The 22754-nt window shown below is 57.0% G+C and carries 20 protein-coding genes; 13 read left to right on the forward strand and 7 right to left on the reverse strand.

What is annotated here, in order from left to right; genetic code table 11:
* The first annotated feature begins 326 nt into the window (after positions 1-326).
* The 3 genes from C4S59_RS05680 (at position 327) to C4S59_RS05690 (ending at position 2957) form a co-directional block, all read left to right on the forward strand.
* Positions 327-1439 (forward strand): Ppx/GppA phosphatase family protein, encoded by a 1113-nt coding sequence (locus C4S59_RS05680; protein ID WP_103909529.1) that lies wholly within the window; start codon positions 327-329, stop codon positions 1437-1439.
* A 60-nt stretch (positions 1440-1499) separates the two neighbouring features.
* The gene (locus C4S59_RS05685) at positions 1500-2255 is read left to right on the forward strand and encodes an RlmE family RNA methyltransferase (RefSeq protein WP_103909530.1); all 756 of its coding nucleotides are present in this window, start codon (positions 1500-1502) and stop codon (positions 2253-2255) included.
* A 333-nt stretch (positions 2256-2588) separates the two neighbouring features.
* On the forward strand, positions 2589-2957 hold the full coding sequence (locus C4S59_RS05690) for a lipocalin (RefSeq protein WP_234994691.1): 369 nt from the start codon (positions 2589-2591) through the stop codon (positions 2955-2957).
* On the opposite strand, the gene betI is transcribed toward C4S59_RS05690, so the two are convergent.
* On the reverse strand, positions 2954-3529 hold the full coding sequence (betI, locus tag C4S59_RS05695) for a transcriptional regulator BetI (RefSeq protein ID WP_103909532.1): 576 nt from the start codon (positions 3527-3529) through the stop codon (positions 2954-2956). The two genes, C4S59_RS05690 and betI, sit on opposite strands and share 4 nt — an antisense overlap.
* A gap of 124 nt (positions 3530-3653) precedes the next feature.
* Between betI and choW the strand changes: the two genes are divergently transcribed.
* From choW to C4S59_RS05710, 3 genes are all read left to right on the forward strand, one after another.
* Complete coding sequence (gene choW / locus C4S59_RS05700; protein ID WP_103909533.1) at positions 3654-4493, forward strand: choline ABC transporter permease subunit; 840 nt, start codon at positions 3654-3656, stop codon at positions 4491-4493.
* Entirely contained in the window at positions 4490-5515 is a 1026-nt protein-coding gene (gene choV / locus C4S59_RS05705) for a choline ABC transporter ATP-binding protein (protein WP_103909534.1), read from the forward strand. The genes choW and choV overlap by 4 nt, the downstream gene beginning before the upstream one ends.
* A 105-nt stretch (positions 5516-5620) precedes the next feature.
* Entirely contained in the window at positions 5621-6496 is an 876-nt protein-coding gene (locus C4S59_RS05710; protein ID WP_103909535.1) for a glycosyltransferase family 2 protein, read from the forward strand.
* Here C4S59_RS05710 and C4S59_RS05715 read toward each other — a convergent pair.
* From C4S59_RS05715 to C4S59_RS05725, 3 genes are all read right to left on the reverse strand, one after another.
* Positions 6493-7353 (reverse strand): alpha/beta fold hydrolase, encoded by an 861-nt coding sequence (locus C4S59_RS05715; RefSeq protein ID WP_234994692.1) that lies wholly within the window; start codon positions 7351-7353, stop codon positions 6493-6495. The two genes, C4S59_RS05710 and C4S59_RS05715, sit on opposite strands and share 4 nt — an antisense overlap.
* 17 nt (positions 7354-7370) lie before the next feature.
* Positions 7371-7922 carry a hypothetical protein gene (locus C4S59_RS05720; RefSeq protein WP_103909536.1) on the reverse strand — a complete coding sequence of 184 codons (552 nt, stop codon included), beginning with the start codon at positions 7920-7922 and terminating at the stop codon, positions 7371-7373.
* 165 nt (positions 7923-8087) lie between these two features.
* A complete protein-coding gene (locus C4S59_RS05725) occupies positions 8088-9467 on the reverse strand; it encodes a M20/M25/M40 family metallo-hydrolase (RefSeq protein ID WP_103909537.1) in 1380 nt (459 codons plus the stop codon).
* 437 nt (positions 9468-9904) lie between these two features.
* On the opposite strand from C4S59_RS05725, the gene hemA reads away from it, so the two are divergent.
* The 3 genes from hemA (at position 9905) to ispG (ending at position 13754) form a co-directional block, all read left to right on the forward strand.
* Positions 9905-11128, forward strand: coding sequence for a 5-aminolevulinate synthase (hemA, locus tag C4S59_RS05730; protein WP_103909538.1), 1224 nt, complete (start codon positions 9905-9907; stop codon positions 11126-11128).
* A 130-nt stretch (positions 11129-11258) separates the two neighbouring features.
* The gene (locus tag C4S59_RS05735) at positions 11259-12521 is read left to right on the forward strand and encodes a helix-turn-helix domain-containing protein (RefSeq protein WP_103909539.1); all 1263 of its coding nucleotides are present in this window, start codon (positions 11259-11261) and stop codon (positions 12519-12521) included.
* 102 nt (positions 12522-12623) lie between these two features.
* A complete protein-coding gene (gene ispG / locus C4S59_RS05740) occupies positions 12624-13754 on the forward strand; it encodes a flavodoxin-dependent (E)-4-hydroxy-3-methylbut-2-enyl-diphosphate synthase (RefSeq protein ID WP_103909540.1) in 1131 nt (376 codons plus the stop codon).
* 9 nt (positions 13755-13763) lie between these two features.
* Here the strand turns inward: ispG and C4S59_RS05745 are convergent, their stop codons facing one another.
* From C4S59_RS05745 to C4S59_RS05755, 3 genes are read right to left on the reverse strand one after another with little or no spacing between them, the layout of a single operon-like run.
* Entirely contained in the window at positions 13764-14294 is a 531-nt protein-coding gene (locus C4S59_RS05745; protein WP_103909541.1) for a hypothetical protein, read from the reverse strand.
* Positions 14295-14299: 5 nt separating this feature from the next.
* Complete coding sequence (locus tag C4S59_RS05750; RefSeq protein ID WP_103909542.1) at positions 14300-15049, reverse strand: DsbA family protein; 750 nt, start codon at positions 15047-15049, stop codon at positions 14300-14302.
* 18 nt (positions 15050-15067) lie between these two features.
* A complete protein-coding gene (locus C4S59_RS05755) occupies positions 15068-16381 on the reverse strand; it encodes a M48 family metalloprotease (RefSeq protein WP_103909543.1) in 1314 nt (437 codons plus the stop codon).
* A gap of 54 nt (positions 16382-16435) precedes the next feature.
* On the opposite strand from C4S59_RS05755, the gene C4S59_RS05760 reads away from it, so the two are divergent.
* The 4 genes from C4S59_RS05760 (at position 16436) to prfB (ending at position 22754) form a co-directional block, all read left to right on the forward strand.
* Positions 16436-17581 (forward strand): pyridoxal phosphate-dependent aminotransferase, encoded by a 1146-nt coding sequence (locus C4S59_RS05760; protein ID WP_103909544.1) that lies wholly within the window; start codon positions 16436-16438, stop codon positions 17579-17581.
* Between the two features lie 113 nt (positions 17582-17694).
* Positions 17695-18921: an N-acetylmuramoyl-L-alanine amidase gene (locus C4S59_RS05765; RefSeq protein WP_103909545.1), complete on the forward strand. Its 1227-nt coding sequence runs from the start codon at positions 17695-17697 to the stop codon at positions 18919-18921.
* Positions 18922-19014: 93 nt separating this feature from the next.
* Positions 19015-21564: a penicillin-binding protein 1A gene (locus tag C4S59_RS05770; protein WP_103909546.1), complete on the forward strand. Its 2550-nt coding sequence runs from the start codon at positions 19015-19017 to the stop codon at positions 21562-21564.
* 65 nt (positions 21565-21629) lie between these two features.
* Positions 21630-22754: a peptide chain release factor 2 gene (prfB, locus tag C4S59_RS05775; protein ID WP_103909547.1), complete on the forward strand. Its 1125-nt coding sequence runs from the start codon at positions 21630-21632 to the stop codon at positions 22752-22754.

Raw genomic sequence — 22754 nt, forward strand, 5'->3', positions numbered from 1 at the left:
GCTAGCGAAATGCGTCTGCATCGCACGGCAGGCGGCGTTGCTGGCCAGAAAATCCTAAAAGCTGCCGGTGCGATGTGCGCCGAAATGCAGATAGACGCCGTCTTGTGGCAGGTAGATAGGCATAGCCAACCTTTTAATTTGTTTGGCGCATGATGTTTTGCGCGGCTTGTTCGGGCAAGGCGATATTGATCAAGTTGGCTTCGGCCTGGCCAAATTGCACAGGGCCAGTGCGAAGCATTGCGACGAAAGCAGCGTGTTGCCCATTGCTCAGTTGTCAGGTGCTGCATATACTGAATGTAAGTTGTTATTCGGAAAGGCGCATAGACATGGCGCCAAAGCGTCCCAACGGTGCTGGCGCTTTCCCGAAACCGGTAGAGAGCCCCGCGCCGCAAAGGCCGGATCCGAGCGAGCTGTATGCCGCATTGGATCTGGGTACGAACAGTTGTCGTATGCTGATTGCCCAGCCTAAGGGCAGTCAGTTTCACGTTGTCGACAGCTTTTCTAAATCAGTTCAGTTAGGTCATGGGCTTGAAAAAACGGGCAGGTTAAGTCGTGCGTCCATGGGGCGGACAATCTCTGCGCTGCGGGTCTGTCAGCAAAAGATCAAGCGTCACAAGGTCAAACGCATGCGGCTTGTCGCGACCGAGGCCTGTCGCCGTGCCGCCAACTCGCGCGAATTCATTCGTGCGGTAAAACGCGAAACCGGTCTGTCGCTTGAGATCATCGCGCCCGAGGATGAAGCCCGTCTGGCGGTCATTTCCTGCGCGCCCCTGGTGTCGACCAAAACGGAACAGCTTTTGGTCGTCGATATCGGTGGTGGATCGACCGAACTGGTCTGGATCGACCTATCCTCGGTTCCGCACCGTGATCGCCCCCGTGCCATCATGCGCCTGCATGCGGGCTTCCATCAGCTTGAAAGCCCGTTTCCTGCTGCCAAGGTCGTGGATTGGATCAGCGTGCCGTTGGGCGTTGCGACCTTGCGGGATCAGTTTCTCGACGTTGAAGATGACGCCGCGCGCTATGCGTTGATGAGCTGGTTCTTCGAAGAAAACCTTGCCGAGTTCGCGCCATACAAGGACGAACAGGCGCGGGAAGGGTTTCAGATCGTTGGCACCTCTGGAACGGTGACCACCGTAGCCGCGTCGCATCTGGGGCTGAAACGCTATGACCGGACCAAGGTGGACGGTCTGCGGATGACATCCGATCAGATCGAAACCGTCATCAACCGTTATCTGGAAATGGGCCCGAACGGTCGCCGTAAAGATCCGCGTATCGGTCAGGATCGTCAGGCGTTGATCATGTCAGGGGCCGCGATTTTGCAGGCGCTTTTGCGCTGCTGGCCTACAGATCGCCTGTCTGTGGCGGATCGTGGTTTGCGTGAAGGGCTGCTTTATGCACAGATGTCGGCGGACGGAGTGCTTGAGGACGGCCCGTTTTAAGGGCAAATAGCGCCAAAAGGGTCGGGCGAACGGTGCGATCCGCAATGAAAAAGTAAAGTCATGGCCAAGAAACCAACAAGCAAGAACACCTCGGGACGCGGCGAACGCGATTTGAAGGTCAAGGTAAAGACCGCCCGTGGGCGCAAGCTTAGCTCGACCCGTTGGTTGCAGCGGCAACTGAACGATCCTTACGTGAAACGCGCCAAGGCGGATGGTTATCGCGGTCGCGCCGCCTACAAGATTCTGGAGCTGGACGACAAGTTCCGTTTCCTCGTGCCCGGTGCGCGTGTTGTTGACCTAGGATGCGCCCCGGGTGGCTGGTGTCAGGTCGCGGTCAAACGCGTCAATGCGCTGGGCGAAAAGAAGGGCAAGGCCATTGGCACCATTCTGGGCGTCGACCTCCAAGAGGTTGAGCCCATCGCAGGCTGCGAAATCCACCAGCTGGATTTCATGGAAGATGATGCCGACGATCAGGTAAAAGCATGGTTGAACGGTAAGGCCGACGTGGTCATGTCTGATATGGCTGCGGCCTCATCCGGTCATAAGCAAACCGACCACTTGCGCATTATGGCGCTGTGTGAAGCGGCCGCGTATTTCGCATTTGATGTTCTGGAAGAAGGCGGCACATTCGTTGCCAAGGTGCTGGCGGGCGGGGCCGAGGGTGATTTGCAGAAGATCCTGAAGCAGAACTTTACCAAAGTCATGCATATGAAGCCTCCGGCGTCGCGATCGGATTCATCGGAAAAATTTGTGGTGGCGACGGGTTTCCGTGGGAACCGTGCTACTCAGCAGCAAGGGCAGTCTGAGGAAGAGTAAAGGACCGGTTCGCGCGGTTCTGGAACTCCATCAACGCGTCGAGCGTCATAGGCTTATCCGTGGCTTGATCGGCAAGCGTCGTTTGACGCCAGACTTGCCCATGCAGCGCAAACAGGCGTTCAAGCCGCTGGCTGCGCGACGCGTCGCTTGGGAGAATCGGAAAATGCTTCACTGGACACCTGCAATCTGGTTTGTCCTAGGCGTAGCGGGCAAATCGGGCAGGGGTGGTGCGCTTTCGTGATCAATAAAAGAAAAAATACGGCATTAATTTGCGCGTTTGTCGGAATGACTGTGTTGGTTGGCTGCCAGAAACCCGCCGAAACGGTGGCGCCTATGGCATTGCGCAATCAATCCGCGCCTGTCGCCGCGCAGGTGGACGCGACAGAAGCCAGAATTTCAGGAGACTGGCGTGTGGTTGCTGGCGTGGGCATACCAGTAGGGTCCAAGGTATCCATAGGGCAAGGCGTGATGGCCGTGAATGGTTCGGCGTTGCCGTTGGCACAGGTAGGTCCTGGCCAGTTCAATGCCGCTGGCACAGCGCTTTGGGTGCATTGGCTGGACGCGGACGCGCGGACCGTCGCGATGGGCGATCCGGATGGGCATTGGTATTTTGTTATGGACCGGACAGGCAAACCCGGCGAACGGATGACCGCGGCCAGGACTATTCTGGATTGGTACGGCTACGATACAACGCGGCTTTAACCGTCAAGCGCGGAAAGTTCGACCTCAAGGGCTTTCAGAACCTGAGCAACGGCCGGACCGGGATCAACATGACTGCGGTTCAGCGCGAACCGCAGGTAAAGGCCATCGACCAAGCCACCCAGACGTTCAGCAATGCCATGCGCTGCGTCGCCCGCCAAGGGTCGCAGTGAATAAACCAGATTGGAATGGAAGCGACGATGGTACAGCGCCAAAAGCCGCTGCGCCTCGGGCGAGGTCTGGGCCAGAACATAGAAGTTCAGCCAAGCCGCCACCGCGCCGTCTTCGAACTGGCTGGGCGAGAAGTTGGTTTCAAGAATGGCTGTAAGCCGTTCAACAGGCTCTGTTTTCCCAACCAGATTGGCGCGGATCAACGCGCCGTAGGTCCGCAGGATCGACCGCATCGTTGCCAGAAAAAGCTGCTCTTTGTCGCCGAAGTAATGAAAGGCCAGACCCGGAGAAACACCCGCACGCTTTGCGATCTGGCTTACGGTGACATTCAGTGTCCCCTCGGCGCCAATTTCACGTATGGTCGCAGCGATCAGCTCCTGCCGTCTTTTCTGTTCTGCTTTCATCCGTACCAATTACCTCTGCGACAAAATGGTTGCGAATTTGATCAAAGGCATGATTAATTGACTCGTCAGTCAATGGATTGGCCGTTGGCGATCAAACCCGCAAAATCCACTTGGGAGTGTGACCATGCTCGACTGGCTTACGGAATACAAGATACCTGTCGGGGACTTTGCTGAAGCAATTTTCGATTGGGTCCGAGATAACGGTAAATTTGTTCTCGAAGCGCTGTCCTGGCTGATGGAAACGCTGATCGATGGCATTTTGTGGTTGCTGGAAACGCCGCACCCCTTTGTTGTGATCCTCGCCTTCATGGCCTTCACATATCTTTTGCAGCGTAGTTGGAAAGTGACGGCCTTTGTGGGCGTCGGGTTTTTGTTCATTCTGAACCAAGACTACTGGGACGAAACGCTGGAAAGCCTGACGCTGGTTTTGTCGTCTTGCGTGGTGTGTATGGCGGTGGGTGTGCCTATCGGAATTGCCGCAGCGCATCGGCCCAAGCTTTATACTTACATGCGGCCCATTCTGGATTTGATGCAGACCCTGCCGACGTTCGTCTATCTGATCCCCGCGATTGTGTTCTTTGGCATCGGTATGGTGCCGGGCCTGATCGCAACGGTGATCTTTGTTTTGCCCGCGCCAATCCGGCTGACCTATCTGGGGGTTTCTTCAACTCCGACCGCCTTGCTTGAGGCCGCGCGCGCATTCGGCGCGACTCCGCGTCAGGTGCTTTGGAAGGTCGAGATGCCATCGGCCCTGCCGCAAATCATGGCGGGGTTGAACCAGACCATCATGCTTTCCTTGTCGATGGTGGTGGTTGCGGCGCTGGTCGGTGCGGACGGATTAGGCGTGCCTGTTGTGCGGGCCTTGAACCGCGTGGACACATCGCTGGGCTTTGAATCGGGCTTCGTCATCGTGGTGGTCGCGATCATGCTGGACCGGATGCTGAATATGGGAGGCCGCAAATGACCACGGCTGTCAAAATCGACAATGTTTCCATCGTGTTCGGCGATCATCCGGATCAGGCATTGCCCTTGATGGACGCAGGTGAAAACCGCGCCCAGATTCAGGAAAAAACCGGTCAGGTGCTGGGCGTTCATAATTGTTCGATTGATGTGAAAGAGGGCGAGATCCTTGTTTTGATGGGGCTGTCGGGCTCTGGCAAATCCACGCTTTTGCGGGCGATCAACGGGCTGAACCCTGTGGTGCGCGGGGCCGTTCACGTGAATGACGGTGGTGCAATGGTCGATGTCACCCACGCCGGTCATGAAGAACTGCGCCGTATCCGCCTGAACCGTGTGGCGATGGTGTTCCAACAGTTTGGCCTGCTGCCGTGGCGTAGTGTGCGCGAGAATGTGGGGCTGGGTCTGGAATTGGGCGGCATGTCCAAAGCGGACCGCGCTGCCAAGGTTGATGAACAGCTTGGCCTTGTCGGGCTGGACGGCTGGGGCGATCGCAAGGTTGATGATCTGTCCGGCGGGATGCAGCAACGTGTCGGTTTGGCGCGTGCCTTTGCGACCGAGGCGCCGATCCTTCTGATGGACGAACCGTTTTCGGCGCTTGATCCGCTGATCCGCACCAAATTGCAGGATGAGCTGCTGGACCTTCAAACGAAACTGAAACGCACGATCATTTTCGTTAGTCATGATCTGGATGAGGCGTTCAAGATCGGAAATCGCATTGCGATCATGGAAGGCGGGCGCATCGTTCAGTGCGGCAGTCCGCAAGAGATTTACTCCAAGCCCGCCAATGATTACGTCGCTGAATTCGTGGCGCACATGAATCCTTTGGGTGTTCTGACGGCTGGCGATGTGATGGAACCCGCAAATGAGGCACCATCAGTGTCTATCCCGAAATCCGCCCGCGTCAGTGAAGTCATGCAACTGGTCACAGATACAGACGGCCCAGTGGGCGTCACGGTTCAGGGCAACCTTGTGGGGCAGGTGACGGAAAAAGGGCTGTTGAAGCGGCTTCTTGACCCGCGGGGCTAAGTGTACTGCGTCGCGCCTGCCACGGTGGGCGCGCATCGCCTGATCCGTTGTTCCGCAGCGCTTCAGCGCGTGGTAGTGTGGCCCAAAATAACAGGGGCCCACACGATGCAGACCACCGCCGCCGCGCTGACCATGGTGCGCGATGACGCGTTCTACCTGAAGATCTGGCTGCGCTATTACGGCGAAATGCTGGGCCGTGAGAACTGCTATATCATCAACCATGGACGCGGCGAGGAAGTGGCTGATTTGGCCGCTGGCTGCAATGTGATCGGCATTCCCGGTGATCCCAATCCTAGATTTGAGCAGAATCGGTGGAGACTGCTTTCCAATACTTTAGCTGGCCTGCTGGGCTACTATCGTCATGTCATTGTTTCTGACGTAGATGAAATTGTTGTTGTAGACCCGGCAAACGGGGGAAATTTATTGCAGTGGCTGGAGAAGCGCCGCCGCCTCCGGGTGTATACACCGCTGGGACTTGATATGTTTCAAAGATTGGACCTGGAGTGTGACGAAATCACTGATCAAGTGTTAGGTCCCCGCTTGCATGCTAAAATTGCACTGCCGTATTCCAAGCCTTGTGTGCTAGGCAAAGAGGCCAGATTTGCACGGGGTGGACATTACTCGACCTTCGAAAAGTTAAATGCTCCGAGTGAGCTGTATTTGCTGCACCTGAAATTTGTTGATTACGCTGAATACGTTAAGACATTGGACCGCAGAAATGCGATGGTTCAAGACATCGGTCTTGAGGCGAGGGAAACCACGATTGGTCGTCACTGGTACGCAAGCGACCGCGGCGATGATCGCGCTCCATTTGAAGAATTTGCCAACTACAAAATGGAAAAAGAATTCGATCTGGATTGGGTGCGCGATGCCATGCGCGAAAGCTGGAAACGCCGTGGGGAGACTAGTTTCTGGCAGTTCGACAGGCCCAAATATAAAACACAGGTTCGTCTGCCGGACCGGTTCGCGGGACTGTTCTAAACCGAAATCGATCCGCAGAACGCAGCAATGGCCTGCGCAGTCGCGTCAGGCGATTGATCCGGAAAGAAATGTCCGCCTGCAATCGCCGCGCTTTTCATATCGCTGAGCCGATCTGCCCATGTGGCGCCGACATCCATCGCTTTGGCCATGGCACCGTCCGCACCGTATAAAACCAACGCGGGGCAATCGACGGTTCGGCTCAGGTCCTCTGTATCCAACGGTAGGTCCACATCAATCGCGGCGCGGTAGTCGTTACACATGGCGGTAATCGCGGCAGGATCGCGCCAGGCGCGGCGGTACTCTTCCAGCAGTGTATCGTCGAAATCCGACAAGTCCGCCTTACCAAAGCCGATCAGGCACCGTTCGAAATACATGTCGGGATCATGTTCGATCATGGTCTCTGGGAAAGGCGCGGGTTGGGCCAGAAAGAACCAGTGGTAATAGGCGCGCGCGGTCTTATGCGTGATGTTTTCCAGCAAGTGTTCTGTCGGAACGATATCCATAACGGTCAGACTGGCGATCCTGTCGGGTGCATCCAGCGCCATACGATGCGCGGTGCGCCCGCCACGGTCGTGACCCGCCAGATGAAACCGGTCAAAACCGAGCGCATCCATCAGCCCCAGCATATCCTGACCCATGGGGCGAAACCCCATCTCAGGCATCGTCTTGGGCTTAAAGCTGTCGCCATATCCGCGCAGGTCTGCTGTGATGACGGTAAAATGCCGTTTTAGTTGCGGGACAATGGGCCGCCACATCGCGCGGGTTTGCGGGAACCCATGCAATAAAAGCAGCGGTGGGCCGTCTCCGGTGATGTCGTAGCTTATAGAGTGTTGATCGGCGTTCAGAAATTCAGGCAAAGTCCTGACCTCGGGCGTTATTGCCCGAGCGAGGAAACCAGAGCCAGACCTTTGACGTCAACATCCAAGTTGATGTCGTCCAGTGAAGAGCCGCCGCCCATGTTCAGCGCTGCCATTACTGCGCCTTGGGAACCGTTCAGAACCTTAAACGGCAGTTCCTGATAGAGGTAGGGCGGGGTCGCCACCAACATCATTGCCGCTGCGCCGCCTGCAAGTATACTGCCTGCCGCCCCACGTTGATCGCGACGCTTTGTGACGATGCGCACGGCAAACACGCCCATCATGAATAGGGTCAGGATAATCAGCAGGCCGAGCCCACCCATAATCCAAGTTTGTGCATCCGCGCCAATCGATCCTTGCGCTAAGCTGGCTTTCAGAAATTCGCGGTTTTCCACCAATTTGATGACAAAATAGATCCACGCAAAGCCCAACAACACAGATAGAAGGGGGCGCTTGTTGACGTTTGTGTATTCACGCTTGGAAACGCCGTGGCGGTAGAAATGCGCGTCGACGCGCTTCACCCGCTCTCGGAATGCCTCTTGGCCAGAATGTTCAAACGTGTTTGTCATGCACTCTATTAAGACGCGAAATTGGGCAGAATTTTGCGCGTGTTAAGACGTGGTTAAGATTTCATTAAGACCAAATACAACTTTTGCGTCACACCCTTTGGTTTTCAGGTGTGACGCAGCGGGTGTCATTTGCGACAGTTTGTTACTGCCGTAAAACCGTTATTTTCAGCTTAATTTGGAAACCGCATCCAGAATGCGGGCCCAGCTTCTGGTGCCTTTATGGAAGCTTTCCAGCGCATACTTCTCGTTAGGCGAGTGGATCTGGTCATCGTCGCGCCCGAAGCCAATCAGCATCGCGTCCATATCCAATAGGCTTTTGAAATAGCCCGCGATTGGGATCGATCCGCCACAGCCCACGAACGCCGCTGGATCGGGCCATTCGTCGGACAGCGCGGAACGTGCTGCTTCAAAGGCAGGATGATCTGTGGACATAACAGACGCAGGCGACGCGCCATGGGGCGTGAATTCAACCCTGCAGTCAGCGGGCACTTGCGCCTTAACCCATGTACGGAAGTTTTCGCGGATTGCGTGCGGGTCCTGTTGGCCAACCAGACGGAAGCTGACCTTGGCCGACGCTTTGGACGGCAGAACGGTTTTAAAACCCTCTCCGGTATAGCCGCCCCAGATGCCGTTGATTTCGCCGGTCGGACGGGACCAGATCATTTCCAGCGCGGTGTGGTCCGTTTCGCCAGCGGGGATCGACAGGCCGACTTCGCCCAGAAATTCGCTGTTCTCGAACTTGAGGTTATCCCATTGTTCTTTGATCTCTGCCGGCAGCTCGGGCACGCCAGCGTAGAAATCAGGCACGGTGACGCGACCCTGTTCATCGTGCAGACCGCCAAGGATTTTGGTTAGGACACGGATCGGATTGCGGGCAGGGCCACCATACATACCGGAATGCAGGTCTTTGTCGGGGCCGGTGATCGTGATCTCTTCACCCATCAAGCCGCGCAGCATGGTGACAATGGCGGGGGTTTTGTCGGCAAAAAGGCCGGTGTCACAGATCAGTGCGATATCTGCTGTCAGCATGTCCTTGTTCTGTTCCATGAACGGAATCAACGACGGCGATCCTGATTCCTCCTCGCCTTCAAAGAAAAAGGTGATGCGGCAGGGCATTTCACCATGCACAGTCTGCCATGCGCGGCAGGCCTCGACGAATGTCATCAACTGGCCTTTGTCATCAGACGATCCGCGTGCGCGAATGACCTTACCTTTTGCGGTATCTTCCAGCGCCGGATCGAAAGGATCACGATCCCACAGGTTCAGGGGATCGACGGGCTGCACATCATAATGGCCGTAAAACAGGACATGCGGGCCTTTGTCACCGATATGGCCGACGACCATCGGATGGCCCGGTGTCGGGTGCTTTTGCGCATCAACCCCGATGGATTTCAGGTCGGCAACCAACCAGTCGGCCGCTTGATCGCAGTCCTTTTTATATGCGGGGTCGGTGGAAATGGACGGAATGCGAAGAAGCTCAAACAGACGTTCGGTCGAATCGGACAGGCTTTCATCAATCAGATTGAGCACTTTATCGAGAGACATTGGGATTCCTGTATGCAGGTATGAGTTGCGTTGGGGTGGGACGGTAGCAGTCTAGGTTCGGGTGTCCAGACCAGCCGTGCGCACAACTTCGTTTAAAAAACTGCCGTTTTTTGTGCAGCTTGCCTGATATTTCACAAACGCGTGACGCTAAGTTATTGGATTATTGCGCCGTTGGTTACTTAGTCGACCAAAGGAGGCATGGTCATTGCAGGCCAAAAAAGTCTATCTAGGCCGTCAACGAACTGCGTGAATATGGTGTGTGATCTGAAAGGGTAAAAAGTTTCCGAAAGTGGCCGGTTGGTTTGATCTGAATCAAGACTGCGACGGTTCGTCATCGTGTAAACGATTGCCACATGGACTTTGCATCGTTATGTATTCATGAACTTGAATAAACTGGTCGTGTGCTGCGACCATGTTGAAGAAGACTGGAGGGCAGGGTGAACTACACCTCGCAACTGGACCAAGCGATTGATCGCCTTCACGAAGAAGGCCGTTACCGCACTTTCATCGATATCGAGCGTAAGAAGGGCCAGTTTCCTCACGCGACATGGCGCAAAGAAGACGGATCGGAGACCCCGATCACCGTCTGGTGCGGCAATGACTATCTGGGAATGGGTCAGCACCCCGTAGTACTGGCAGCGATGCACGAAGCCATCGACGCAACCGGCGCAGGTTCGGGCGGTACGCGCAATATTTCCGGCACAACAGTGTATCACAAGCGTCTAGAGGCGGAGCTGGCTGATCTGCACGGCAAAGAAGCGGCTCTTCTGTTCACGTCGGCCTATATTGCCAACGATGCGACGCTGTCGACGCTGCCCAAACTGTTCCCCGGCCTGATCATTTATTCTGACGAACTGAACCACGCCTCCATGATCGAAGGCGTGCGTCGTAACGGTGGTGCAAAGCGCATCTTCCGTCACAATGACGTCGAACATCTGCGTGAGCTTCTGGCTGCTGACGATCCTGCCGCGCCCAAGCTGATTGCCTTCGAATCGATCTACTCGATGGACGGCGATTTTGGCCCGATCGAAGCGATCTGCGACCTTGCCGATGAATTCGGCGCACTGACATACATCGACGAAGTGCATGCTGTCGGCATGTACGGCCCCCGCGGTGCGGGCGTGGCCGAACGTGATCGTTTGATGCATCGTCTGGACATTATTAACGGCACTCTGGCCAAGGCATACGGCGTCATGGGCGGCTATATCGCGGCATCTGCCAAGATGTGCGACGCCATCCGTTCCTACGCGCCAGGCTTTATCTTTACCACGTCGCTGCCGCCGGCAGTTGCTGCTGGTGCGGCCGCATCTGTCGCGCATCTGAAGCGTGATCAGGAACTGCGTGAAAAGCATCAGACACAGGCCAAGATCCTGAAAACACGCCTGAAAGCGATGGGTCTTCCGATCATCGACCACGGCAGCCATATCGTGCCCGTGATCGTTGGCGACCCCGTCCATACCAAGCAACTGTCCGACATGTTGCTGGACGGCTATGGCATCTACGTCCAGCCGATCAACTTCCCGACAGTGCCTCGTGGCACAGAGCGTCTGCGGTTCACGCCGTCGCCCGTTCACGGTCCGGATGAAATGAACCGTTTGGTGTCGGCCATGGACGAGCTTTGGTCCCACTGTGCGCTGAATCGTGCCGAATTGAGTGCCTGACAACGAATCGCCTGCAAATAATCTTGCGATATGCTACCTTTGGCGGAATAAGAACGTGTACTGAGTCGCCTTGGTGCACGTAACAAAACGGGCATATAGGCAAGAGAATGGTTCGGGTGGGGCACGCGCGATGATTGGGCGCAAATCCAAAAAGACTACTCAAGAAGATGTGCAAAAGCCGTTGGGCTTTGACGACTTCGAGATTCGTCTTGGGGATGTGATGCGCGGCGAACGTGCGACACTTGGTAAATCCCTTCTGGATGTCCAACGCGAAATCCGCATCAAAGCCAGTTACATTGCCGCCATCGAAAACTGTGATCCCACAGCCTTTGATACGCCGGGCTTTATCGCCGGTTACGTTCGTTCTTACGCGCGGTATCTGGGCATGGACCCGGACGAAACCTTTGCCTCCTTCTGTAAGGAAAGCGGCTTTTCGACAGCACACGGTATGTCGGAAAAGGCATCCGGCGCAGCTAAGTCGGGCGTTTCGGATCGCGCGATCAAGACATCGTCTGCTGCTGATCCCTTTGCGCAACCGAAGCTTCCCTTCGCCCCATCGCGTGACAGCTTCCTATCGCAGATCGAACCGGGTGCAATTGGTTCGTCTTTGGTCCTGATCGCATTGGTTTGCGGTCTTGGCTATGGCGGCTACTCGGTTCTGCAAGAGGTGCAGCGCGTCCGTCTTGCGCCTGTTGAGCAAACACCCGTTGTTCTGTCGGATCTGGATCCGGTTGAAACGGCGTTCAGTTCTACCGTAGACCAACCCGAACAGCCCACTGAAGACGTGGCAGGCGTGTTCACGCCTCCGTCGAACGAGGCGCTGGATCGTCTTTACCGTCCGCAGGCTTTGGATGTACCAGTTCTGGTGGCACGTGACGCGCCGATTTCCACACTGGACCCAAGCGAAGGCGGGGCATTTGCCAGCCTCGATCAGCGGAACCTGCCGTCGGCAGATGCGCTGACATCTGAGTTTGACGGCATCGAAACCGCGCTTGCCGAAGCGATGCAGTCTGCTGCGCCGCAAACGCCCAAAGTTTTTGAAGACAACGCCCCTGGCGTGACGTTGATGGCGGTTCGTCCGTCTTGGGTTCGTGTGCGTTCGGCGGACGGCTCTGTGATTTATGAGACAATCATGAACGCAGGCGACACCTATCAGGTACCGCAAACGACCGATCCTGCAACGCTGCGGATTGGTGAATCGGGTGCCGTTTATTTCGTGATGAACGGCGAAACCTATGGTCCGGTTGGTCCACGCGGGTCGGTAACAAGCAATCTGGCCCTTTCGGTGGATGAACTGCAGGCCAAATACCAGGTTGCGGAAATCCAGCAAGATGCCGATCTGGAACGTGTGATTGCTGAACTCAGCACATCTGCGCTGGTTGGCCGCGAATAAACCTGTGTGGTTTTGACCCAGACGGGTTGTTTCCCATCTCTATTCATATATCTGCCCTTGGTGTAGTTTGATCGCTGTCAGACGCTGACCGAAGGAATTGTCATGTCGCTTAATCATGTCCGCCCTTGGCGCAACATCTACCGTCGCAAGTCCCGTCAAATCATGGTGGGGAACGTGCCGGTTGGGGGCGACGCGCCGATTTCGGTTCAGACGATGACGAATACAGTGACCACGGATATCGCGGGCACGATCGATCAGGTGCAGCGCGCGGCAGAGGCCGGCGCGGATATTGTCCGCGTTTCGGTGCCTGACGAAGCTTCGGCCAAAGCGCTGAAAGAGATCGTGCGCGAAAGCCCTGTGCCCATCGTGGCCGACATCCATTTCCACTATCGCCGCGGGATCGAAGCGGCTGAGGCTGGCGCAGCCTGTCTGCGGATCAACCCGGGCAACATCGGCACACCAGAGCGCGTCAAAGAGGTGATCAAAGCCGCGCGCGATCATGGCTGTTCCATGCGCATCGGTGTGAATGCCGGTTCGCTGGAAAAACACCTGCTTGAAAAATACGGTGAGCCATGCCCCGAAGCGATGGTCGAAAGCGGGCTGGAGCACATCAAGATACTGGAAGATAACGACTTTCACGAATTCAAGATTTCCGTGAAAGCATCCGACGTCTTCCTTGCAGCGGCGGCTTATCAAGGCATCGCCGAGGCGACAGATAAGCCCATTCACCTTGGGATTACCGAAGCGGGTGGTCTGATGTCCGGTACGATTAAATCGGCCATCGGACTGGGCAACCTTCTTTGGATGGGTATCGGTGACACGATCCGCGTCAGCCTGTCTGCCGATCCGGTGGAAGAGGTGAAGGTCGGTTACGAAATCCTCAAGAGCCTTGGTCTGCGTCATCGCGGCGTGAACATCATTTCCTGCCCGTCCTGTGCGCGTCAGGGGTTTGATGTGATCAAAACCGTCGAGGCGCTGGAAAAGCGTTTGGAACACATCAAAACACCCATGAGCCTGTCGATCATCGGCTGCGTTGTGAATGGCCCGGGCGAGGCATTGATGACCGACGTCGGCTTTACCGGCGGCGGCAACGGGGCAGGGATGGTCTACATGGCGGGCAAGCAAAGCCACAAGATGTCCAACGACCAGATGGTCGATCACATCGTCGAGCAGGTCGAAAAGAAAGCGGCGGAACTGGACGCCGCCAATGCAGAAGAGGTGGCTGCGGAATAATTCCCGCAGCTACTGGTCTGCTTCGGCCAGATACCGTTCGATCACAAAAGGTGGCATGTGACCGCGGATCATGCGGTCTGACATGACGTAGGCGGGGACCGTGTCCAGCGTCAGTCGCTCCATGATGACTTGCGCGTTCGTGTCTTTTGAAAGATCGAAAACGCGCGCGGCGACGCCGAGTTTCTGCAAAACGTCGCTCAGTTCATCTGATGCCTGCTGGCAGTCGTCGCAACCTTCATCCACGAACAAAGCCATCAGGACAGGTCCATCGGCCGTGCCAATTTTCGGGCCATCAGAGGCAAACAAAGCTTGGGCTTCTTTGCCGATGCGTTCCAGATCAGCAGCAATGTCATCAGCGTAAATCTCGTCTGCCGTGACGACAGGCGGATAGAGCGCCTTTTGCAGAATTTCAGGTTCGTCGAGGAAAAGCTGTAAAAGTTCGCGTCCCAACGCGGCCTGCGCATCGGGGGCTGCAAACATATCGGCTTGGGCGATGGAGGCGGTCAAACAGGCCGCCATCGCCAAGGTCTTTGTGGACATCGGATTTAGCTGTTGTCGCGGATGTCTTCGACGATCATGCGCATGTCGTTCAGTGGTACATAGCCACGCACCAGCTCGTCACCCATGATAAAGGTCGGTGTGCCATTGATCTGGAAAATCTGCGCGAGTTTGCGGTTTTCTTCGATCGCGTAGGTGACCTTGTCGCTGTCCATTTCGGCCAGAATGGCGTCTGCATCCAGTTCCAGCGTTTCGGCCAGACGGCGCAGGACCGGCTCGGTCATTTCCGAGTTCATGGCCATCAGCGCATCATGCGCGGCCTTGTAGGCTTCGGGGCCTGCTACATTCAGCGTCGCGATTGCAAAGCGGGACGATACCAAGGACGCCTCACCAAGGATCGGGAATTCCTTCAGAATAAAGCGGATGTTGCCATCGCTTTCGACCAGTTCCTCGACCTCTTTCATCGCTTTGCGGCAATAGCCGCAGCGGTAATCAGAAAATTCGATGACGGTTATGTCGCCGTCAGGATTGCCGCCAACCCATGAATAGCCGTCGTCAAACAACATCTTGGCGTTCGCGGCGACCATGTTCTTTTCGGCGTCGGCCTGCGCTGCGGCTTGCTTAGCCTCTAACGCGGCAACGGCTTCCATGATGACCTCTGGGTTATCCAGCAGATAGCTGCGCACTTCGGCGCGGAACATGGCGCGCTCGTCCTCGGTCATGGCTGTGATGTCGAAAGCGAAAGCGGGGGTGCTAAGCGCGGTGATCAGCGCTGTGGCTGCCAGTGTCGGTTTCATTCGGGGTCTCCCTGTTTGTCAGCGTGCGGCTTGTGCGGCCGCAAGTATGTCTTGTGCGCGTTGCCAAGGCGGCGATCCCCGAGGGACCAGTGCTTCGGCGCGTTTGGCGTGGATAGCTGCATCTTTCAAGCGGCCTTGCAAGGCATATCGTTCGGCGGTCGCTACAGATGCCAGACCGGGTTGTTTCGTTTGTGCGTAAGCGACGGCAAGATCGCGTAGAATGCGCGCGTCTTGCCCGTCACGCGCCCGCGCACTTTCAAGGGCTTTTAGGGCCTCACGCGGTTGACCGGCGGCCAGCAAGGCGCGACCGAGACCACCCAGAATTAGCGCCTCTTTTGGCGCTTTGGCGGCGGCTTGGCGGTATACGGCAATCGCCGCATTCGCTTGACGGCCTTCCAGCAAAATCTGCCCTTTGAGGTCCAGAAGAAACGGATCATTCGGACGCAGTTGCAATGCCTTGTCGATCGAGGCGACGGCTTTTTTCAGGTTGCTTTGTTTGTGATAGGCCACGGCCTGACGCATGAACCCGATGTCCTGTGTCGCGCTGCTATCGGCGCGGCGCAACGTCCAGTTCGGGTTGCGCAGGAAGGCCGAAAGTTTGCCCTGTGTTCGTGCGTACCAATAATTGGCGGTGCCGTCAGTTTTCTGTTCTTTACCGTAAGCTGCCACATATCCCTGAAGCGCGCGCAGCCGGTCACGGGACAGGGGGTGCGTGCGCATGTAGGGGTCCTGGCGGTTTTCAGACAAAACCTCTTGCCCGCGAAAGATTTCCTGAACCTTCACAGCGCCTTCGGGGTTGATGCCTGCGGACGTCAGATAGCGGATGGATGACTGGTCTGCGGCGGATTCTTCGGCGCGGGTGTGGGCCAGAAAGTTGCGCAGCGCGGACGAACTTGTGCCTGCCGCCACGCCGATACCAGCCTCGGCCCCGCCAGCAGCGGCTGCGATGCCTGACAGGACCAGACCCAAGCCTGCAGCAGTGCGCGCGTTGCGCATGTTCGCCACGCGACGCGACAGGTGGCCGTTTGCGATATGCGCGGCCTCGTGGGCGATAACGGCCTGAAGTTCTTCGGCTGTGTTCAGCTTCAGGATCAGGCCCGAGTGGATAAGGATATGCTGGGTGTCGGCGACAAAGGCGTTCAACGAACTGTCATCAACCACAAGCACGCGGATGCGCGACGGGCTAAGACCTGCGGCCCGCAGGATCGGGGCAGAAAGCTGACGCAATGCATATTCGATATCCGCATCGCGCAACAGGTTGATGGCCCGTGCAGGCGTGGCGGCCATCAGCGTTATTGCCGTCGCCATCACAAGAAACCGGATCCACTTCATTGACCTGCTGCCTCGTTCGTTCCAAAGGTTTGGGCAGAGCATAGAGAGGCCAGTATGAAGAACTCAACCCGTGGTTCCGTTGATCCCTTTATTGTGATGGATGTCATGGAGGCAGCGCGCGCCGCAGAAGAGGCGGGGCGCCACATCATCCACATGGAAGTCGGCCAGCCCGGCACCCCTGCACCAAAGGGCGCACGGGCCGCTTTGGCCAAGGCGATGACGGATGATGCCCTGGGGTACACTGTTGCCTTGGGTCTGCCCGCGTTGCGCCAGCGGATCGCGAAATTATACAAAGAATGGTATGGGTTAGACCTTGATCCGGCCCGAGTGGTTGTGACGTCGGGATCGTCTGGCGCATTTCTTTTGGCCTTCACCGCGCTGTTTGATGCAGGCGACAAGGTGGCGTTGGGGGCGCCGGGATATCCGTCGTATCGGCAAATTCTGAAGTCGCTCAGCCTGACACCGGTCGAGGTACAGACGAAAGCGGAAAACCGCTTGCAGCCCGTGCCATCCGAACTGGAAGGCCTCGATTGGCAGGGGCTTCTGGTGGCATCGCCCGCAAACCCGACAGGTACGATGCTTGGCTTCGATGCTCTGAAAGAGCTGATCGATTGCGCGCAGGCCCGCAATGCGGCGTTTATTTCCGACGAAATCTATCACGGCATCGAATACGAGGCGAAGGCGGTCACGGCGCTTCAGGTGTCCGATGATGTTTGCGTCATCAACTCGTTCTCCAAGTATTTCTCTATGACCGGTTGGCGCGTGGGCTGGATGGTGGTGCCCGACGCACAGGTCCGCCAGATCGAGCGTTTGGCGCAGAATATGTTCATCTGCTCGCCACATGCCTCCCAGATCGCGGCCCTCGCGGCGCTGGATGACACTGACGAGCTTGAAGCAAACATGGACGTCTACCGTAAGAACCGCGCGCTGATGCTAGAGGGGCTGCCGAAAGCGGGCTTTACCAAAATCGCGCCGCCGGATGGGGCGTTTTACGTTTATGCCGACGTCAGTGATCTGACCGATGACAGCCGCGCTTTCGCTGCCGAGATTCTGGAAAAAGCGGGCGTAGCTGTGACTCCGGGGTTGGACTTTGACCGCGAACGCGGGGCGCAGACGCTGCGCTTTTCATATGCGCGCGGCACAGCAGATATCGAAGAGGGCCTGTCGCGTTTGAAAGCGTTCATGGAGCAACGCGGTTAACGGCTCGGCAATCCGATGCCGATAGCAGAAATGTGCGATGAAAGACGCAAGGTTGTGGGTGCGCCTTGCGCGTCATTCTTGTATAGAACGGCGCAAAGTCGCCGGAGAGGCAAATGAGCAGAATTCTGGCTGCGGTTTTGGCAGTGGTTTCCTTAGTAAACAGCGCAGATGCGCAAGACTTCGGGGCGTTGGCACGCGTCGATGCGTCCGCTAGCACTGTGCGTGATGGGTTTTGGGGGCGCGAGACGACGCTGGAACTGGCCCTGTCGCAAGGCGTGCCGTGGCGCGTCTATACTCTTGATGCACCGCGCCGTTTGGTCATCGACTTCCGCGAAGTTGATTGGACAGGGTTGGACCCTGACAGCTTTGATCAAAGCGATATCGTGGAGGCTGTACGCGTTGGGACCTTCCGACCGGGTTGGAGCCGTCTGGTCGCCGATCTGAACGAACCGATGTCGCTCGACGAGGCGGGTCTGGTTTTGTCCGAAGATGGCGGCATGGCGCGTCTGACGATCAAATTGCAAAGCACGGATGAAGACAGTTTTGTTGCCGCAAGTGGCGCGCCGCATGATCCCCGTTGGGATTTGCCCGCACCTGCAGCGATTGACGTGGTGCCGAACGAACCGCTGACCAACCGGCCCTTGCGTGTCATGCTGGACCCCGGCCATGGCGGGATTGATCCAGGTGCCGAAGCGGGCGGCGTGGATGAGGCCGATCTTATGCTGGCCTTCGCATTGGAGCTTCAGGAGACCCTTTTAAGGGCGGGTAATTTCGAGGTTTTCCTGTCGCGTGAGGCGGATGTGTTTGTATCGCTCGAGGGCCGTGTGGCCGCTGCGCAAAGGGCGCGTGCCGACGTGTTTCTGTCGCTACATGCGGACGCGTTGGATGCGGGCCAAGCACGAGGTGCGACGGTTTATATCCTGTCAGAAGACGCCACGGATGCGGCATCCGAGGCCTTGGCAGAACGCCATGATCGCGGGGATATTCTAGCCGGTGTTGACTTGACTGGTTCGGACGACCGGGTGACCGATGTTCTGATCGATCTGGCCCGCGTCGAAAATGCGCCGCGCAGTCTGGCGTTGGGAAATGCGCTGGTCTCTGGTATTCTGGACGCCACCGGTAACATCCATAAGCGGCCCTTGCGGCGCGCGGGGTTTTCGGTGCTGAAAGCGGCTGATATCCCCTCGGCTTTGATCGAGGTTGGCTTTCTGTCCACACAACAGGATTTGGACAACCTGACCAATCCCGCTTGGCGGGCCGATATGGCGGCCGGCATTCGGGATGGATTGCAGGATTGGGTGGTCGAGGATATGGCCCTGTCCGACCTGAGGCGGCAATAATTGGCGGTTCTTCGCGTCTGCGCAAATGGTTGTGTTTTGACCCAGCGGGTTCGCGGGTATAGTGAGACGTCAAACGGTACTGGGAATGGCTGAATGATCCGATTTATTATGTCCTTCTTTGGCGGGATTTTCAGTGTTCTGACGCTGGGAATCGGCATGATGGCGCTGACGATTGGCGCTGTCTTCTGGATGTATGGCCGCGATCTTCCCAGCCATGAAAGCCTTGCTCAGTACACGCCGCCGACCATCAGCCGGATTTATTCGGGCGAGGGCCGTATCATCGACGAATTCGCGCAGGAACGCCGTCTGTTCACGCCCGCCGATGAAATCCCCGATCTGGTCAAACAGGCGTTTATTTCGGCGGAAGACAAGAACTTCTACCAGCACCAGGGTTATGACCCGCGTGGTATTGCAGCCGCGGCCATCGAAGCGGTCCGGTCCGGTGGCCGGAACGTACGCGGTGCGTCGACCATCACGCAACAGGTCATGAAAAACTTCCTGCTAGGCGGTGAGCGTAGGGCCGAGCGCAAGATCAAGGAAATTCTGCTCGCGGCGCGACTGGAGCAGACGCTGAGCAAGGAGAAAATCCTTGAGCTGTATCTGAACGAGATTTTTCTGGGCCAGAACTCTTACGGTGTGACGGCAGCGGCGCAGACGTATTTCAACAAATCGCTGGCGGAACTCGCCCCGCATGAGGCTGCATTCCTTGCCTCGCTGCCCAAAGCGCCGTCGGATTACCATCCGGTACGTAACAAAGAGCGCGTGACAGATCGCCGGAACTTCGTGCTGAAAGAGATGTACGAGAACGGCTACATCGATCAGGCGACATATGAACAGGAAGTGGCTTTGCCGCTTCGGTCCGTTCAGAACGGCGACTTCGAGCCCTTCCAGAAACAGCTTCCTCCACGTGATTATTTCACCGACGAAATCCGCCGTCAGCTGAGCCGTGACTTCGGCGAAGGCGAATTCTTTTCAGGCGGGTTCTCGGTTCGGGCGACCATCGAACCTGACATGCAGGCCGAGGCCGCGGATGCCCTGCGCGTCGCGTTGGAAAACTACGACCGCAGTTTGGGCGTATGGCGCGGAACCGGCAAAACCATTCCAGCGGACCAGTTGGGAACCGAAGCCGACTGGCGTGCGGCCCTGTCCAAGGTCAGCGTCGCACGTGATGTTGTGCGTGAACACGTCTGGCATCCGGCTGTTGTTCTTGAAATCGGCAGCAACGACGCGCGCATCGGTATTGAAGGCGTCGAAGAGGACGCTGATGGACACTGGATCCCTGCCAAGGACGTGCAGTGGGCGCGCAAGTTGAACAAAGACGGATCACTGGGCCGCAAAGCGCAGGTCGCGGGCGATCTGCTTGAGGTCGGCGATGTCGTGCTGGTGCGCGAAATGACTGCGGACGCAGACGGCAGCTTTATCCGTTGGACGTTGCGGCAGGTACCGCGCGTGCAAGGCGCGTTTATGGCTATGGACGTCAATACTGGCCGCGTGATCGCGATGCAGGGCGGTTTCTCCTACCAGCATTCTGTGTTTAACCGCGCCACACAGGCCAAACGACAGCCCGGTTCGTCGTTCAAACCGTTTGTTTATGCAGCCGCTTTGGATAGCGGATATTCCCCCGCCACCATCGTTGTTGACGCGCCGATTGAAATCAACACGCCCCAAGGCGTCTGGCGTCCCAAGAACGCGTCCAACGAATTCTATGGCCCGACTCCACTGCGCACGGGTATTGAACGGTCGCGTAACCTGATGACGATCCGTCTGGCACAAGAGGTGGGGATGGACGTTGTGGGCCGTTATGCGGAACGCTTTGGCGTCTACGACAACATGAGCCGCGTTCTGGCCAACGCGCTCGGCTCCGAAGAGACAACGCTGTACCAAATGGTTGCTGCTTATGCGATGTTCGCCAACGGTGGCGAGCGTGTAGAACCCACTCTGGTTGACCGCGTACAGGACCGCTACGGCGAAACTGTTTACCGCCATGACAACCGCACCTGCGTCGATTGTTTTGACCGCAATATTCCCGCAGGTCGGTCGCCACGTATCACCTCGGATCGTGAGCGGATTATGAATGCGGTTACGGCCTATCAGCTGACATCGATGATGAAGGGTGTGGTTGATCGCGGCACCGCGTCGCGCACAGTCAATCTTCCGGTACCTACTGCTGGTAAAACCGGTACGACAAACGATGCGAAAGACGTTTGGTTTGTAGGCTTTACTTCGAACATCGTGGCGGGTTGCTACATTGGTTACGACCAACCGCAACCTATGGGACGGGGTGCTTCCGGTGGGGGCATGTGTGGCCCCGTGTTCCAGCAGTTCATGCTGGAAGCCGTCAAGAAATACGGCGGTGGCGCATTCAAGGTTCCGACGGAATGTCAGTTCATCAAGATCGACCGCTTCACCGGTGCCCGTCTGTCTGACGACGCATCCGGAGAGAACGTCGTGGCCGAGTGTTTCCGCGAGGGCGAAGAGCCGATTTTCGGCATCCAGTTTGACGGTGGTTGGGCGATGGGATCGGGTTTTGATCTGATCTCCCCAACCGGATCAACGCGGGAAGTTACGACCTCAACCGGCAAGAAAGCCATCGTCGGGCCAAAGGCAAGTTTCGGGTCGCTAAGCTCGGGCGGGCTCTACTGATCTTGTCCGCGAGGTGAGACTGGGCTATCACCTCGCGAACCCATAAAAATACCGAAGGTCCGAGCATGCGTGCCGACGCCCAAAATACTGTCGAAAAAATCCAGAAATCGCTGGACCTTCTTGGTCAGCGTCTGAACCTTGAAACGGCTCCGTACCGTCTTGAGGAGTTCAACGCGCGCACCGAGGATCCTGATCTTTGGAACGATCCAGATGCCGCGCAGAAACTCATGCGCGAACGACAGATGCTGGTCGATGCGATCGAAACCTATGACACGATCAAGCAGGAACTGTCCGATAACATCGAGCTGATCGAACTAGGCGAGATGGAAGAAGATGATGAAGTCGTGGCCGAAGCCGAAGCAGCGCTAAAGGCTTTGGCGGAAACTGCCGCCACCAAAGAGCTGGAAGCACTGCTGGATGGCGAAGCGGACGGCAACGACACCTTCCTTGAGATCAACGCAGGCGCGGGCGGCACCGAAAGCTGTGACTGGGCCAGCATGCTGGCGCGGATGTATGTTCGCTGGGCCGAGAAGAAGGGCTACACGGTTGAACTGCAGTCCGAAAGCGCGGGCGAAGAGGCGGGTATCAAATCCGCCGCATACAAAATTTCGGGTCCCAACGCCTATGGTTGGCTGAAATCTGAATCCGGTGTGCACCGTCTTGTCCGTATCTCGCCTTACGACTCGGCGGCCAAGCGGCACACGTCGTTTAGCTCGGTTTGGGTGTATCCTGTTGTTGACGACAACATCGAGATTGAAGTGAACCCCGCAGATATCCGCATCGATACCTACCGTTCGTCCGGTGCCGGTGGTCAGCACGTCAACACAACAGACTCGGCCGTGCGGATCACGCACGCGCCCACAGGGATCGTTGTGACCTCGTCCGAGAAATCACAGCACCAGAACCGCGACATCGCCATGAAGGCCCTGAAATCGCGTCTGTATCAGTTGGAACTGGACAAGCGGAACGCAGCCATCAACGAAGCCCATGAAAACAAGGGTGATGCAGGGTGGGGCAACCAGATCCGTTCTTACGTTCTTCAGCCCTATCAGATGGTCAAAGACCTGCGGACGCAGGTTGAGACATCGGACACCAAGGGTGTTCTGGATGGCGATCTGGATAAATTCATGGCCGCGACACTTGCCATGAAAGTGTCTGGCAAGAGCCGCGCAGACGCGCAGGCGGAATAA

The organism is Thalassococcus halodurans, assembly GCF_900108225.1.
GTDB classification, from domain to species: domain Bacteria; phylum Pseudomonadota; class Alphaproteobacteria; order Rhodobacterales; family Rhodobacteraceae; genus Thalassococcus; species Thalassococcus halodurans.